12 protein-coding genes, 1 tRNA gene and 1 pseudogene are annotated in these 14,730 nt (G+C 70.8%); 8 read left to right on the top strand and 6 right to left on the bottom strand.

The annotated features are described in order from the left end of the window. Positions 1–29: 29 nt before the first annotated feature. The gene (locus NL114_RS04980; protein ID WP_254823694.1) at positions 30–1,091 is read right to left on the bottom strand and encodes a zinc-dependent alcohol dehydrogenase family protein; all 1,062 of its coding nucleotides are present in this window, start codon (positions 1,089–1,091) and stop codon (positions 30–32) included. 176 nt (positions 1,092–1,267) lie between these two features. On the opposite strand from NL114_RS04980, the gene NL114_RS04975 reads away from it, so the two are divergent. Then, positions 1,268–3,514, top strand: coding sequence for a DUF7289 family protein (locus tag NL114_RS04975; protein ID WP_254823693.1), 2,247 nt, complete (start codon positions 1,268–1,270; stop codon positions 3,512–3,514). A 26-nt stretch (positions 3,515–3,540) separates the two neighbouring features. Here NL114_RS04975 and NL114_RS04970 read toward each other — a convergent pair whose 3' ends face one another. Further along, positions 3,541–3,852: a DUF1330 domain-containing protein gene (locus NL114_RS04970; RefSeq protein WP_254823692.1), complete on the bottom strand. Its 312-nt coding sequence runs from the start codon at positions 3,850–3,852 to the stop codon at positions 3,541–3,543. Between the two features lie 154 nt (positions 3,853–4,006). Here NL114_RS04970 and NL114_RS04965 point away from each other — a divergent pair, with 154 nt between their 5' ends. After that, a complete protein-coding gene (locus tag NL114_RS04965) occupies positions 4,007–4,618 on the top strand; it encodes an SAM-dependent methyltransferase (protein WP_254823691.1) in 612 nt (203 codons plus the stop codon). Positions 4,619–4,715: 97 nt separating this feature from the next. On the opposite strand, the gene NL114_RS04960 is transcribed toward NL114_RS04965, so the two are convergent. Then, a tRNA-Pro gene (locus tag NL114_RS04960) sits at positions 4,716–4,786 on the bottom strand. Positions 4,787–4,882: 96 nt separating this feature from the next. On the opposite strand from NL114_RS04960, the gene NL114_RS04955 reads away from it, so the two are divergent. Next, the gene (locus NL114_RS04955; RefSeq protein WP_254823690.1) at positions 4,883–5,788 is read left to right on the top strand and encodes a mechanosensitive ion channel family protein; all 906 of its coding nucleotides are present in this window, start codon (positions 4,883–4,885) and stop codon (positions 5,786–5,788) included. Between the two features lie 76 nt (positions 5,789–5,864). On the opposite strand, the gene NL114_RS04950 is transcribed toward NL114_RS04955, so the two are convergent. Then, the gene (locus NL114_RS04950) at positions 5,865–6,842 is read right to left on the bottom strand and encodes an RNA-guided pseudouridylation complex pseudouridine synthase subunit Cbf5 (protein WP_286671098.1); all 978 of its coding nucleotides are present in this window, start codon (positions 6,840–6,842) and stop codon (positions 5,865–5,867) included. Position 6,843: 1 nt separating this feature from the next. After that, a complete protein-coding gene (gene cmk, locus NL114_RS04945; RefSeq protein ID WP_254823689.1) occupies positions 6,844–7,422 on the bottom strand; it encodes a (d)CMP kinase in 579 nt (192 codons plus the stop codon). An 878-nt stretch (positions 7,423–8,300) separates the two neighbouring features. On the opposite strand from cmk, the gene NL114_RS04940 reads away from it, so the two are divergent. The 3 genes and pseudogenes from NL114_RS04940 (at position 8,301) to NL114_RS21730 (ending at position 11,126) form a co-directional block, all read left to right on the top strand. Then, a complete protein-coding gene (locus NL114_RS04940) occupies positions 8,301–8,765 on the top strand; it encodes a PaaI family thioesterase (RefSeq protein ID WP_254823688.1) in 465 nt (154 codons plus the stop codon). A gap of 83 nt (positions 8,766–8,848) precedes the next feature. After that, positions 8,849–10,510: a class I adenylate-forming enzyme family protein gene (locus NL114_RS04935; RefSeq protein ID WP_254823687.1), complete on the top strand. Its 1,662-nt coding sequence runs from the start codon at positions 8,849–8,851 to the stop codon at positions 10,508–10,510. A gap of 133 nt (positions 10,511–10,643) precedes the next feature. Continuing rightward, positions 10,644–11,126, top strand: a pseudogene (locus NL114_RS21730) (HTH domain-containing protein). Between the two features lie 17 nt (positions 11,127–11,143). Here NL114_RS21730 and NL114_RS04920 read toward each other — a convergent pair. Next, positions 11,144–12,967: a threonyl-tRNA synthetase editing domain-containing protein gene (locus NL114_RS04920; protein WP_254823684.1), complete on the bottom strand. Its 1,824-nt coding sequence runs from the start codon at positions 12,965–12,967 to the stop codon at positions 11,144–11,146. 85 nt (positions 12,968–13,052) lie between these two features. Between NL114_RS04920 and NL114_RS04915 the strand changes: the two genes are divergently transcribed. Continuing rightward, entirely contained in the window at positions 13,053–13,583 is a 531-nt protein-coding gene (locus tag NL114_RS04915) for a 2'-5' RNA ligase family protein (protein ID WP_254823683.1), read from the top strand. A gap of 48 nt (positions 13,584–13,631) precedes the next feature. Then, positions 13,632–14,669 carry a Glu/Leu/Phe/Val dehydrogenase family protein gene (locus NL114_RS04910; RefSeq protein WP_254823682.1) on the top strand — a complete coding sequence of 346 codons (1,038 nt, stop codon included), beginning with the start codon at positions 13,632–13,634 and terminating at the stop codon, positions 14,667–14,669. Positions 14,670–14,730 lie beyond the last annotated feature (61 nt).

Here is a 14,730-nt window from a genome sequence, read left to right as displayed (position 1 = left end):
GTCCGTCTCGCGAGGGCGGGCGTGCCGGTTCAGAACGAGTCGACGACCGGAATCCCCTCGGTCTCGAAGTCGGTCATCGCCGCCAGTTTGTCGCTGACATCCTCCAGCCCGACGGTCTCGCTGACGACGGCGCCCGGGGTGATCTTGTCGGTGGCGACCATCCGGAAGATCTCGTCGTAGCGCGTCGGCGGCAGGCCCAGCGAGCCGACGAACTCGATCTCCTGCATCACCATCAGGTCCGAGGGGATGGAGAGGTCGCCCTGCTCGGCCTCCGTGGTGAGGCCAATCTGGACGTGCGTGCCGCGCTTGCCCAGCCCGAGGATGGAGTTGCGGCAGGTCTCCTCGATGCCGAGCGCGTCGACGGAGACGTGGCAGCCGCCGTCGGAGATACCCTTTATCTCCCGTGGAACGCGCTCGGTCTCGCCGGCGTTGAGGGTCTCGGTCGCCCCGAGTTCGGCCGCCTTCGAGAGCTTGTCGTCGTCGAGGTCGACCGCGACGACGTTCGCGCCGAGTGCGTCCGCGATGTGGACCGCCGAGAGCCCCACGCCGCCACAGCCGTGGACCGCGACCCAGTCGCCCGCGCTGACAGGCGCCTGGTGGGCCAGCCCGTGGAACGCGGTCATGAACCGACAGCCGAGTCCGGCCATGTCCGTCGAGGAGACGCCCTCGGGCAGGTGGACGGCGTTGTGGTCGGCGTGGGGGACGTGCAGGAGTTCGGCGAACGCGCCGGGTGCGCTCTCGACGAAGCCGAGCGGCGTGGTGTTGTCGCAGGTGTTCCCGTGGCCGGTGCGGCACTGCTCGCAGGTGCCGTCGCCGAGATTGAACGGGACCGCGATGTGGTCACCCTCGCGGACCTTCTCGACCTCCTCGCCGACGGCGACGACGTGGCCGGCGGGCTCGTGGCCGAGGATCTGTCCGGGCGACGTTTCGAGGCCGAGCCAGCCCCAGTCCCCCTGCCAGCCGTGCCAGTCCGACCGGCAGATGCCACACGCCTCGATCTCGACGACGACGCCGTCCGGGTCCGGCTCCGGGGGGTCGACCTCGGTCACGTCCAGTGGTTCGCCGTGTTCTCGCAGGACTGCTGCACGCATGGCTGCAGGGTCGGGTGTCGACGACAAAGGGGTTCGGGTGGGTGGGGGAGGGTCCCGCCCGGTCCGGCCGTTGTCACCACGACCTCCGTTTCATTCACCGATGACAGCCCCCGATATAGACGGCCTGGGGGGGAGTGGTCGATTCCCTGTTTATTACGTGCGTCCAACGGCGAGCAATGCCGGATACCGGGGGCGACGGGGGCGGGCGTCGAGCACAGGCTACGGTCCTTGGCGTCGCGCTGTTGCTGGGCATCACGGCGCTCGGCGTCACGCTGGTGGTCGTTATCGGCGCGGCCGGGCTGAACGACATCGAGGGGTCCATCGAGCAGGGGCAGGCCGAGACGGCGCTCACGCAGCTCGACGCGAAGGCGGCACGGGTCGCGCTGGGTGACAGCCAGGTCCAGACGGTGCCCCTGACCCGGAACGGTCGCGGGGGTGCGCTCACCGCGGCGGCGACGGGTCGCATCGTCGTCGAGGCCCAGGACGGGACCGAGTACCTCAACCAGACACTCGGGACTGTCACGCGGGAGACGAGCGACCAGGTCGTCGCGTACCAGGGTGGCGGCGTCTGGCGCGGCACGGGCAACGCGAGCCGGATGATCTCGCCGCCCGAGTTCCACTACCGGGCGGGGACGCTCACGCTCCCCATCGTCGCCGCCACCCCGGGCGAGTCGGGGACGGGCGAGGAGGTCACCATCCAGGCGGCCGGGTCCCGGCAGGGGCTCGGCCCGGGTGTCGTCCGGGAGCAGGTTCTCACGGTCAGCGTCACCAGCGACCACTACGTCGCCTGGGCGGACTACTTCCGCGACCGCATCGACGGCGTCTCGGTCACGGTCCACCACAGCAACCGGACCGTCGAGGCGGACCTCGCGCGCCTCGACCTCGACGGGACGTACCGCGACGGCCTCGTCGCCGACGGCGATATCAGCGTGAAGACCCCGAAGACCGTCGATACGGCCGTCGTCTCGGCGGGGAGCGTGAGCGACAAGCACGGGAGCATCGAGTGTGCCGCCGGGAGCGGTTCGGACTGCACCACGACGAACACCGACACCCGGTGGATGGCCCTCGACGCCGGCATCGGGGTCCTCCTCGACAACGCCGAGGACGACCACCCGGACGCCGACATCGACGGCGATACGACGCTCACCGCGGGGTCGTACTACAGCGAGGGGTTCGGCCTCAGCGGCGACACGCTCACCCTCGACCTCTCGTCGGGCAACGTCACGCTGTTCGTCGACGGCAACATCGGGCTGGACAACGGGCGGATCGCCGTCGAGAACGGCGCCGGCACCGACCACTACGCCCGGGTGTACACGAACGGTGATGTCGCGATGGCGAAGGGCCAGTCCGGCGTGACCGTCGCGTCGGGCAACGCGAGCCGCTTCCAGCTGTACGGGACCTCGGAGATGCAGTTCGCGATGGGGCAGAGCAACAACGGGTTCACCGGGGCCGTCTACGCGCCGCGTGACGAGCCCGCCGAGGGGTCGAACGACGCCGTCGGGGAGTACGGGCTCACCTCGGCGACCGCCGCCTGTCCGACGGACGTGGACACCTGTCTGGGGCAGGGGAGCGGCGAGGTGAACGGCGCCATCATCGGCGGTCCGGCCAGCATCCAGCAGGGGACCAGCTTCGAGTACGGCGACGAACTCCGGGCCGTCGAGCCACGGTTCCCCGAGGGGACCGCGCTCCCGCCGCCGGTCACGTACCTGCACATCTCGGTCAACCGCATCGAGGTCGACGGTGCCAGCGCCACACGCGGAACGGTGCCGCTCCCGGGCCGGACCATCATCGCGAACCTCGCCGTCTCCGAGCGGAGCGACGGCGACGAGTACCGGTTCGACGCCGCCGGGACCACCGAGGCCGACCGGGTCGACGAGTACCGCTGGGACTTCGACGCCGACGGCACCGTCGACGGGACGACGGCCGACCCGACGACGACGGTCGCGTGCGACGCCGGCGTGATCGACTGCGACAGCCTCCCGGACGAGGCCAGTGTGACGGCCGTCGACACGAGCGAAGGCGAGTCCGAGACCGCGACCGCGGACTACCCCGCGTCGGACCCCGGTCCCGGCGGTGACAACGCGCCGACCGTCGACTCGTTCGGCGTCACGGACGACAGCGAGTGCTCCGACATCAATCCCGGACACGGTGATTGCAAGAACAAGGCCGCGACGGATCACGCCGAGTTCGAGATCTCCTGGAGCGTATCGGACGCCGACGGCGACCTCGACTCGGTGACCGTCGAGGTCCGGCGGGACGGGAGCCTCGTCCAGACCTACAGCGGCTACAGCGGGACCGAGACGTACCATCGGGAGGGCGCGTATGGGGACGCGTACTCGTTCACGGTCGTCGCCGAGGACGCCGCGGGCAACAGCGACAGTGACACCATCGACGACCCGGCTGCGGACGGGAGCGACCCGTAGCGGGCCGTGGATTCCCGATCCCCGTCTCAGCCGTCGAACGCCGGGAGCATCGCGATGTCGTTCCACGCGGCCGCCTCGTGGCGTGCACTCATCGCCTCGACGTACTCCTCGTCCTGCATGAACGCGTAGGCGTCGGCTTCGGACGGGAACTCGATGACCACCGTCCAGTTGCCGTCCCACTCCCCCTCGAGTTCTTCGGCCTCCTCGGTCGCCACCAGTACCTCGCCGTCGTGGGCGGTGATGCGCTCGAACGTCGTCGGGATGTACTCGGACTCGTAGGTGTCCCAGTCCTCGACCTGGATCTGTGCGACGATGTAGACGGTCTCGGTCTCGCTCATCGGTCTGTCAGCGGGCGGCGGGGGAATAAAATCGTGGGCTGGCGTCCGGACACCGTTCCGGAACCGAGACGGGGTTCCGCGGACGTTCGGGGTCCCGGAGCGCCTGCCCCTCGACGTCGGGGGATTTACGCTCGTGGCCGCTGCCCACTCAGACGTGTCGGGGAAGGACGAATCCAGCGGCGATGGTCCGGCGGCCTGGTGGGACGAGCGCTACGAATCGGAGGAGACGCCCTGGGACACCGGCGAACCGCAGCCGGCGCTCGTCGATGCGGTCGCGGAGTACGGGCTCTCGGGGCAGGTGCTCGACATCGGCTGTGGAACGGGGACCCACGCGCTCTGGGCCGCCGAGCAGGGCCATCCTGCCGTCGGTATCGACATCTCCGAGCGCGGCATCGAGCGGGCGCGGGAACGGGCGGCCGACCGTGACCTCGATATCCGGTTCCGGGTCGGCAACGCGCTCGACCTCGATGCCGACGGCGAGGCGTTCGAGACAGTGCTCGACAGTGGCCTGTTCCACGCTTTCGAAACCGAGGGACACGCCGCGTACGCCGCGGAGGTCGGCGAGGTGCTCCGTCCCGGTGGCCGGCTGTTTCTGGTCGGTTTCGGCCCGGACGCGCCGACGGATTTCGGCCCGGTTCCGATGGTCCCGGCGGACGTCCGGGAAGCGTTCGCGGACGGGTGGACCGAGCTGGTCTGTCGCGAAGCCGTGTTCGAGACCCAGGCGATGGACGTTCCGGGGCTGCTCGCGGTGCTGGAGCGGGAGTGAGTACGGGCGCAGCGACGAGCACCGTCGGTCCGAGGTGAGAGAACGGGACCGCCGAGAGACTGCGTCTCTCGTGGACTCGTCTCTACAACGGAGAGAACGGGACCGCCGAGAATTGAACTCGGGTCCTACGGACCCCATCCGCAGAGGATACCACTACCCCACGGTCCCTTGCATCCGAGGAAATGCGGGTCCGGGTAAAGAGCGTGTCGTTTCGGTCGCCGGGGCCACTACCATTACGGCCCCGCGCCGAGTTCGCCGGCCCGTATGCTCCCTGTCCTGCCGCTGCAGACACTGGGCCAACGCATCGACACGCTGTTCAACAACCTGATCGCGGGCGGGGTCGCGTTCGCCGGCGACCTGCTCGTCTTCGTCGCGACGGTCGTGGTGTTCTACCTGCTCGGGCGCATCGTCGTCGTCCCCGTCGTCACGCGCCTGCTGAAGGCCCGCAACGTGCAGCCGACGCTGGCGAAGCCGGCCCGGAAGCTGACGCTCGCGGCGGTCGTCTTCGTGGCCGTCGCGGTCGGGTTCGCAATCGCCGGGTTCGGCGACCTGCTCACGTCGCTGGCGACCATCGCCGCGGCGCTGACGCTGGCCATCGGCTTCGCCTCGCAGGACGTCATCGGCAACCTCGTCGCCGGCGTGTTCCTCATCGCGGACCCGAAGGTCCGCATCGGTGACTGGGTCGAGTGGAACGACGAGAAGGGCATCATCGAGGACATCAGCTTCCGCGTCTCGCGCGTGCGGACGTTCAACAACGAACTCGTGACGGTCCCCAACTCCGAGCTCGCGAACACGGCCATCACCAACCCCGTCGCGAAGGACAAGCTCCGCGTCCCGTTCACGTTCGGTGTCGGCTACGGGGATGACCTCGACCACGCGCAGGACGTCATCATCGAGGAGGCCGAGCGCCACGACGATATCCTCGACGAGCCCGCGCCCTCGACGCGCGTGACCGAACTCGCGGACTCGTACGTCGGCATCCAGTCGCGGTTCTGGATCGACAGTCCCTCGCGCTCGGACTGGGCGAAGGTCCGCTCGGAGTACGTCCAGGCGGTCAAGGAGCGCTGTGACGCCGAGGAGATCGACATGCCGTACCCCCACCAGCAGCTGCTGGGCGGTATCGACGTGGAGATGCAGGGGGGCGAGGTGGAGGCACCCGCCGACGACTGAAGAGATAATCCGGATACTTCGAGCAGCCATCGCGAACATCCCTATCTCGCGACGAAACTCGGTATCCGACAGAGAATCACACGAGTACGCGTTCGAGGTCGACCACGACGCCACGCTCTGCGTCGGGGGCCCCCACGAGTCGGCCGAGGCAGACGGCCGTGCCGCTCGGGACGTAGCCGGCCACGAGCGGCGCGTCCTCGCCGTCGCCGGGCGCGGGCATCTCGCCGGCATCCGGGCCCTCCGCGGGCGGATCGATGCCCAGCACGCCGGGTGCGTAGACGGGCGCGCCGGTGGCCACCTGCTGGGCGGCACTGGGCGCGACCGTCACGCGCGGGAGGTGCCGGAGCGTCCGCTCGGCCGGCTGGACGACCTCGCGGATGGGGCCCTCGTGGCCGTCCTCGCGCCAGACCGCCAGCGCGTCGACGTAGTCGTGGAGCGTGACGAGGTCGGTGTCGTCGAAGGTGCCGGTGGCGGTCCGGCGGAGGTCGCCCATGTTCGCGCCCGTCCCCAGCGCCAGTCCGAGGTCGTGACAGAGCTTCCGGACGTAGGTGCCGGCCTCGCACTCGATGCGCAACAGTGCGCGCCGGTCCTCGCGTTCGAGGAGGTCGAGTTCGTGGACCGTCCGCGTTCGGAGCCGCCGGCTCACGGCCGATTTCCGCGGCGGCTTCTGGAGCAGCGGCCCCTCGAACTCGGCGACGGTCCCCTCGAGGTCTGCCGGGGCCGGGCGGTGGAGTTCGAGGACGGTGACGTACTCCTTGTCGGCGTCGTCGAACGCCTGTGCGAGGCGGGTGGCGTCGCCGAGCATGAGCGGCAGGCAGCCCGTCACCTTCGGGTCGAGCGTGCCCGCGTGGGCCGCGCGGTCGACGTGCGTGTCGGCGTCCGCGGCCGCGAGCGCGTCGTCGGCGAGGTCGCGCGTCCACGCCGCGACCTGGTGGGCGGAGGGGCCGGGCGGCTTGTCGAGGTTGCAGACGCCGAACGCGAGCAGTTCCGGGACCGACCGCTCGTCGGGCGCGGGCCGGAGGTCGATGTCGACGGTCGCGTCGGCGTCGTCCATCTCAGAACTCGTAGCGGATGCCCTCGACGGGGGTCTTCCCCTCGTCGCCCTCGGGCGTGTACGCCTCGACGACGGCGCGGAGCGCGCCGACGACGCCGTCGGGGTCGAGCCGGGAGGTGTTCAGCACGAGGTCGTAGATGGAGAGGTCCTCGATGTCGATGCCGTAGTACTCCCGGTAGCGCGAGGCTTCGGACTCGGCGCGGGCGCGGGTCTCCTCGCGGGCGCGGTCGACGGCCTTGTCCTCGCGCTCGGCGATGCGCTGGGCCCGGACCGCGAGCGGCGCGTTCAGCCACATCTTGAAATCGGCGTGTTCGCCCGCCATCCAGCCCGCGAGCCGCGACTCGAGGACGAGGTCGTCGCGCTCGCTGGCGGTCTCGCGGAGCCGGCGGTCCAGATCGCGGTCGATGGCGTCGTCCTCCTCGGCCGCCCGGTTCAGCTCGAGCGGCGTCATCCCGCGCTCGTCGGCCAGCGCCCGGAAGATGTCACCCCCGCTGACGTGCTCGTAGCCGAGCGCCTCGGCGAGTCCGGCCGCGGCAGTGGATTTCCCACTGCCCGCGGGGCCGGAGATGGTAATCAACATGTGCTCTCTGGGTCGGTGGCGTTCAAAATCGTTGTCCTTGCCGGGGCAGTTTGCGGGCCTGTGGCGGGGTGGCACTGGAGCACGACCGGCCCGACGAACTGGCACAGGCCCGCCCCGACGATCACGACAACGGAGCCACCTACGAAGCCCTCGCGCTCTCTCACGGTGACAGCGACTACAACGGAGCCACCTACGAAGCCCTCACGCTCTCTCACGGTGACGGCGACTCCAACGGAGCCACCTACGAAGCCCTCACGCTCTCGACCATCCGGGACTCGCTGCGCTCCTCGCTCCCTTCGGTCGCTGCGGTGCTTGCGTCGTCCGGGATGGGTCGAGAGCGCTCGCCCTTCGAGTCCGCCAGGATTCGGCTGTTCCACGGGCGCTGTGGCCCTGCCCTTCCCCGGGTCGCGCGGGTTCGGCCGCGAGGGCCTCACCACGCGCTCCCGGCCGAAGAGCGGTTGGTCGGCGGGCTGGTTCCGGGACCAGGAAGCGCGCGGGCGCCATCCCCGTGGAGACCGCGAGCGGAGCGAGCGTGTCGGAACACTCGCGGCGCCCGCGCGGGGAGGTGTGGGGACACTAGCACTCCGCTGGAACCACTACGCGCGAACGCTCGGTGCGGCGGGCAACAGGGCGGGACTGAAAGGGGCCGCCCGCCTCGACCCGCCCCGGAGGAAGCAAGCACCGCAACGAGCGACCGAAGGGAGCGACGTGAGGAGCACAGCGACTCCCGGGCGGTCGAGCGGGCGGGGGCTTTCTATCCGGCTTCGTCGTCGGTCAGGTCGTCACAGGGAGGGGACGCGAGAAGTTCGCAGCAATCCCACCCGTGCCATCGCCCCGGTCCCGGCACCGTTTTCCCCGCGCCCGCCACCCGACACGGTATGACCGACGAAGACGACACGAGCGGCCCCGACCCGGCCCACTTCCGCGCACTCGAGGAGATGTACCACCAGGCCCCCTGCAACGACCGCCTCGACCCCACGCTCAGCATCGATACGGCCGAGGCGACGCTCGAGTTCGACGTGGACGAGTCCACCCACCACGCGGCCGGCGGGATGCACGGCTCGTACTACTTCAAGGCGCTCGACGACGCCGCCTTCTTCGCCGTCAACTCGCTCGTCGAGGACGTGTTCGTCCTGACGACGGGCTTCGATGTCCACTTCGAACGCCCGGTGAGCGAGGGGACCGTCCGCGCCGAGGGGGTCGTCGTGAACGCGAACCCGAACCAGCTGCTCGCGAGCGCCATCGCCGAGGACGGCGAGGGCAACGAGATCGCACGGGGTACGGGCCGGTTCGCCCGGAGTCGCGTCGAACTCGACGAGAGCGTCGGCTACGTGCGGGAGTAGCCGGTGCGATGGCCGTTGGTTAAAACGGCACCGGCAGAACAGGGGTCAGAGTTTAGTCGGGGGGCTCCGCGTCACCGTGGCACATGAAGTACCACCAGCAGGAGCCGCTTCGCCACGTCGGAGCGATTCCGGCGATGGGGGCCGACCGATACGGCGAGAAACGGGCACTGGAGTACCGCGGGGAGGAGTACTCCTACGCCGACCTCGACCGGCGAGCCGACCAGGTGGCGTCGGCGTTAGTGGAGCTGGGCGTCGAGCCGGGCGACCGCGTGGCGATGTACGTCGCCAACTCGCTGCAGTTCCCGGAGACGTTCTTCGGCATCGTCCGCACGGGCGCCGTCGCGGTGCCGCTCAACCACCGGATGGACAAGGGCCGGCTGGAGTACATCCTCGACGACGCCGGCGTCGACGTACTGGTGGGCTCGGAGGTGTTCCCGTCGGTCGTGAAGGACCTCTCCGCGCACGTCGAGACGACGCTCATCCCCGGCGGCAACGAGGACGCCGGGCTGCTGAACTACGACGAACACGTCGACTCCGCGAGCGACGAGTTCGACCGGCCCGAACGCGACTTCGAGGACGTCTGCCTGCAGTGCTACACCTCCGGGACGACGGGCGACCCGAAGGGCGTCCTGACGACACACCGGAACGTCATCTCGACGGCCCAGTCGTACACGGAGACGGGCGCGGGCGACCCGGAGGAGGACACGACGCTGCTCGTGCTGCCGCTGTTCCACATGTACGGGCTGAGCGTCGTCCTCATCAACGGGCTCTACAACGGTATCGACATCGTGCTCAAGACCCTGCCCGTCGCGTCGGCGCTGCTGGGCGCCATCGACGACGAGGACGTGACCCAGTTCGCGGGCATCCCGGCCATCTTCATCGAGATGCTCAACGAGTACGAGTCCAACCCGGAGGCGTACGACCTCTCCAGCATCGAGACCGTGGGGTCGGGGGCCGCGCCGCTCGCGGACGACACCCGCGACCGCGTCGAGGAGATGTTCGGCGCGCAGCTCATCGAGGGCTGGGGGATGACCGAGACCACGCCCGCGGGTACGACGAACTCCGTCCGGGGCGTCATCAAGGGTGCCGGCTGCATCGGCCGGCCGAGCCCGGACATCGAACTCAAACTGGTCGACCCGGTGACCGGCGAGACCCGCGTCGAGGCCGAATGGCTCGACCCGCAGGCGCCCGTCGATATCGAGGAGCACGTCGACTTCGATGACGAGGAGTCCTACACCGGCGAGATGGCGGTCCGTGGACCACAGGTGTTCGAGGGCTACCACAACCTGCCCGAGAAGAACGAGCAGGTGTTCGACGACGAGGGCTGGTTCTACACGGACGACATCGCGCGCGTCGACGAGGACCGCTTCCTCTGGATGGTCGACCGCGCCGACGACATGATAATCGTCGGCGGGGAGAACGTCTACCCCGCGGAGGTCGAGAACGCGCTGTTCGACCACCCCGCCGTCGCCGAGGCCGCGGTCGTGGGCGCCGACCACGAGGTGAAGGGGCAGGCCCCGGTCGCGTTCGTCGTCCTCGCGAACGACGCGGACCCCGAGGAGATAACGGAGCGCGCGCTCCGCGAGTTCGCGCTCGACCGCGTCCCCACGTACGCCCACCCCCGGCGGGTGTTCTTCGTCGACGAACTCCCGCGCTCGGGCACCCGGAAGGTCCAGCGCTACAAACTGGAGGACGAGGCCGCCGACCGCCTCGGCGGGCCGCTATCCTCCAGCGAGGAGCTGTAGGCGCCATCCCTCGCCAGGGACAGCGCCCCCGAACGCCGCTGGGTGGTGGGTAGCGGGCTCTCCCACCACCCCGTGTGGGTCGGTGTCGAACACGGAAGAAACGGTTAAGCTACCGCCTTTGGTACTGTATCACATGAACCTCTCCTCGAGCCAGGCGTCCGGTACCGACCGCACGGCGGTGACAGCTGTCCACCTGTTCGTCCGCTCGCTCTCGCCCGACGGTGACGGCGGGCGCGTCGAGGAACTCGTCGCCCGACTGGACGACCTCGCCGAGCCCATCGATACGACCGTCCACATCTGGGGCGATGCGGTCGGGCTGGAGGGCCCCCTTGCCGAGGCACCGTCGGGCCGGTTCATCCTCTAGGAGGTCGCCGACTTCCGCGACTGGGCCGCCCGTAACGGGGCCGGACTGGTCGGCTTCGAGACCCACGAGACGGCCTGTGCGTTCACCGACCGGGAGTGCCGGTTGCTCTCGCTCCCGACGGTGGCCCTGGCGACCACCCGTGGCGACGACCTCGTCGGGGTCGCGCCGGTCCGGGTCGGCGACGACCTCGTCACCGTCGAACACCTGCTCGATGCGGTGGTTCCGTCCGGGAAGCGACTCGCCGCGCACTGACGGCCGCGGAGCCGACCCTATCCCTCCCGGTTCGCTCGTTCCGTTCCTCTGAGCGGCCCGTCCGCGACGAGAAACGGCAGGTACCGCTCCCGTCGAGGGGCCCCATCGACCGCGTTCTCGACGCGGGCCACGAGCGCTTCGACCGACAGCGCACGCTCGGTCCCCGCCCGACGGTCCCAGACCTTCAGCGGCGGCTCGTCGACCGTCGCCTCACGGTTCCCGACCACGACCACGAACGGCACCCGGTCGCGCTCGGCCCGGTCGAGCCGCTCGTCGACGGGCTCGGGGCGGTCGTCCACGTCGGCGCGGAGGCCGGCCTCGGTCACCTCGCTCGCCAGCGCCGTCGCCCGGTCGCGGTGGTCGGCGGCGACCGTGACGAACCGGACCTGTGTCGGGGCGAGCCAGGCCGGCGGCGATTCCCAGAGCGTCGTGTGCGCGATATCGAGACTCCCGAGCGGCTCGCAGTCGACGATGACCGGGTGGTCGTGGCCGTCCTCTGGCTCGCCCCCGGCTCGGTCGAACGCGATTCCCGCCCGCTCCGCGAGCCCGGGGCTCAGTCGGACGTGGGGTACGTCGCCCGGGTCGCGCCGGCGGTCGTGGAACTCGAGGCGGACGGTTCCGGATGCGGCGGCCGCCTCGTCCGCGAAGCGGTGGACCAGCAGCGGGCGGTCGAGCGCCGCGGCGAGGTCGTCGAGGCGGGCCGGTGGAACGGCCTCGCCGGCGTGACAGACCGGCACCGCGTCAAGTCCGCAGTCGCGGTTCAGGCCCGTGACGAGCGCCGCGAACTCGGCGAGCGACTCCCACGCCGTATCGCGGCCGGCCGTCACCGCGTGGGCGGTCGGGACGGTCGCCGCGTCCCCATCCCGGGCGACGAGGCCGGTCTCGGCCAGCCGGAGCGGGCAGTCCCCGGGCCGGAGGTCGGCGTCCCGGAGGAAGGCGAGGGCCCCGAGCCGTGCGGATGGCCGGAGCCGTGCGCCCCGCTCCGGGTACGCGTCGACCGTCCCGAGCGCGCCCAGCAGGCGCGCCGTGTCCGGGTCCGAGGGGTCGTACGTGACGGCGGTCTCGACAGGAGCGGCGCCGGCGTCGAGCAGGCGCTCGTGGACCCGGTCGGTCAGGAGGTCCTGTACGAGGCGCCCGGCCGGGAGCAGGCGGCGGCCGCCGAGGCCGTCGGACTCGGCGAGCGAGGAGTGCCCGCCGTCCCGGTCACCTCGCGCGATGCGGTGGTCGACGGTGGGGCCGTCCATCGCCAACTCGAACGCCTCGCGCGTGTGCTCGTCCAGGTCCGGGCGCACAGCGTCGAGGTCACGGCGCTCGCCGTCGACGACGACGGTCCACTCGGACTCGACCGCTTTCACCTCGACCGTGCCCGTGAAGCGGTTCACCGACTCGGCGAACGGGTGGCCAGCGCTCTCCAGCGTGAGCGCGTGGTGCCAGCCGACGGGCGCCCGGAGCACGTCGAGGCCGTCCCCGTCGCCGTCCCCTCGGTCGTCGAGCGCCCGCGCGAGCGCCCGACAGCACGCCACGCTCGTCTCGTTGTCGCTCGCTCGCTCGCTGAGTGCGGGACACGGGTACACGAGCAGCCGCGAGAGCCGCAGGTCCTCGGCCCGGTCGGCGAGGTGGTCGGCAACCTCGGCCGCGACGGCGTCGGGGTCGTGTGCGTCGTCGCCCTCTATGGCGACGAAGGCGACGAGGCAGTCGTCGAAGCCCCCCTCGCTCGGAACCGGTAGCGTGTCGTCGGCCGGGTCGGGGGTCGGCTCCTCGGGGTCGGGGGCGTCCTCGGCGGGCGGTGCGGCGACCCTCTCGAACGAGCAGTGGTCGGCGTGGACGTCGAGGACGCGCATGGGGGCCGGTCGGCCGGTCGCGGCAAAGCGATTGTGGGTGGGTCCGGGAGGCGGGATTTTTGGGCCCGCGCCGTGCCGGTCGGCCATGGCCATCATCGTCGGGCCGACCCTCCCCGAACCGTACTTCGAGCGCGTCGAGGCCGTCTGGGACGAGTTGGCCGACCGGTTCGGCATCGACCGCTACCCCAACCCGTACCCGCACGCCACGCTGTACGGACTGGCCGAGTCCGCCGACGTGGACGCCGTCGTGGCCGCGGTCGAGCGCGTCGCCGCCGAGCACGACCCGTTCACCGTCCGGACCAGCGGGCTCGGCGTCTTCCCCGGCGCGCACGTCTATGTTCCGGTGGCGAAGTCGCCGGCGCTGCTGGACCTGCATCGGGATGCCGTCGACGCGCTCGCACCGCTCGGCGACGCGCCGACGGACTACTACGAACCCGAACGGTGGTTCCCGCACGTCGGCCTCGCGCTCTCGCTGGAGGCTGACCTCGCGGGCGAGGTCGTCGCCCACCTCGCAGAGCGGACGTTCGCGTGGGAGTTCACCGTCGACAACGTCTCGGTCACGCGGCCGCCGGCCGACGGCGACGAGCACCAACTGGTCGCCAGTGTCGAGTTGTGACCGCCCCCCGCCCCCGCGATTAAGCCACCACCGTGCGTGGCGTCTCCCATGACCCTCCGCGAGATGGACGAGGCCGGTCACGAGCACGTCGCCTTCTACCGCGACGAGTCGACGGGCCTGCGCTGTATCGTTGCCGTCTACGACTCCCGGCGCGGCCCGGCCGTCGGCGGCACCCGGATGCTCGACTACGACGACGAGGCCGACGCGCTCGCGGACGCGCTCCGGCTCTCGGAGGCGATGGCGTACAAGACCGCGGCCGCCGAGTTGCCGCTCGGCGGCGGGAAGGCCGTCATCGTCGGTGACCCCGGGGAGAAGACCGACGACCTCCTGCGGGCGTACGGTCGCGTGGTCGACACCTACGGCGGTCGCTTCGTCACCGGCGAGGACGTGAACATCGACGTGGCGGACCTGCGGGTCATCCAGGAGACGACCGGCAACGTCGGCGGCGCGGGCGGCGGCGAGGGGACGGACGTGACCGCGGCGGGCGTCGTTCACGGACTGCGGGCGTCGTTCGCCGAGCAGGACGGGGACGACTCGCTGGACGGGCGACGAATCGCGGTGCAGGGCGTCGGCAAGGTCGGACGGGCGCTCGTGGAGCGGCTCGTGGACGAGTGGGCGAACGTGGTCGTCGCCGACGTGGACGAGGAAGCGGTCGCCGCGGTCGAGGAAGAGTTCGATGTCGAGTCGGTCGCGCCCGACGCCATCTACGAGGAGCCCTGCGACGCCTTCGCGCCCTGCGCGCTCGGGGGCGTGCTGGACGACGAGACGATTCCGCGCCTGGAGTGCGACATCGTCTGCGGGTCGGCGAACAACCAGCTCGCCGAGCGCCGGCACGCCGACGCGCTGGCCGAGCGCGGCATCCTGTACGCGCCCGATTACGTGGTGAACGCCGGCGGCCTGGTCGCGGGCGTCACGGAGATGGAGGGCGGCGGCACCGCCGAGGCGCTGGAGCGGGTGGCGGCCGTCCGCGACCGGCTGGAGTCCATCTTCGAGACGGCGCGGGCGGAGGGCATCACGCCGCTGGCGGCGGCCGACCGCTTCGCGGAGGCGCGGATGGCCGAGGGTGGCGAGTCGACGTTGTTCTGAGCGCACCCGGCCGAGCGATGCCCGGCTTGCGGGTGTGTGCCAACCCCTCCCGCCGTCTCTA

This window comes from Haloglomus halophilum, assembly GCF_024298885.1.
Classification (GTDB): Archaea; Halobacteriota; Halobacteria; order Halobacteriales; family Haloarculaceae; genus Haloglomus; species Haloglomus halophilum.
Note: the sequence above shows the minus strand (reverse complement) of the source record. Positions and strands in the feature narration are given on the sequence as shown.

What these genes read in the sequence shown, in the direction of transcription:
- NL114_RS04980 (WP_254823694.1), bottom strand. Translation starts at nt 1,091, where the DNA reads ATGCGTGCAGCAGTCCTGCGAGAACACGGCGAACCACTGGACGTGACC.
- NL114_RS04975 (WP_254823693.1), top strand. Translation starts at nt 1,268, where the DNA reads ATGCCGGATACCGGGGGCGACGGGGGCGGGCGTCGAGCACAGGCTACG.
- NL114_RS04970 (WP_254823692.1), bottom strand. Translation starts at nt 3,852, where the DNA reads ATGAGCGAGACCGAGACCGTCTACATCGTCGCACAGATCCAGGTCGAG.
- NL114_RS04955 (WP_254823690.1), top strand. Translation starts at nt 4,883, where the DNA reads ATGCTCCCTGTCCTGCCGCTGCAGACACTGGGCCAACGCATCGACACG.
- NL114_RS04950 (WP_286671098.1), bottom strand. Translation starts at nt 6,842, where the DNA reads ATGGACGACGCCGACGCGACCGTCGACATCGACCTCCGGCCCGCGCCC.
- cmk (WP_254823689.1), bottom strand. Translation starts at nt 7,422, where the DNA reads ATGTTGATTACCATCTCCGGCCCCGCGGGCAGTGGGAAATCCACTGCC.
- NL114_RS04940 (WP_254823688.1), top strand. Translation starts at nt 8,301, where the DNA reads ATGACCGACGAAGACGACACGAGCGGCCCCGACCCGGCCCACTTCCGC.
- NL114_RS04935 (WP_254823687.1), top strand. Translation starts at nt 8,849, where the DNA reads ATGAAGTACCACCAGCAGGAGCCGCTTCGCCACGTCGGAGCGATTCCG.
- NL114_RS04920 (WP_254823684.1), bottom strand. Translation starts at nt 12,967, where the DNA reads ATGCGCGTCCTCGACGTCCACGCCGACCACTGCTCGTTCGAGAGGGTC.
- NL114_RS04915 (WP_254823683.1), top strand. Translation starts at nt 13,053, where the DNA reads ATGGCCATCATCGTCGGGCCGACCCTCCCCGAACCGTACTTCGAGCGC.
- NL114_RS04910 (WP_254823682.1), top strand. Translation starts at nt 13,632, where the DNA reads ATGACCCTCCGCGAGATGGACGAGGCCGGTCACGAGCACGTCGCCTTC.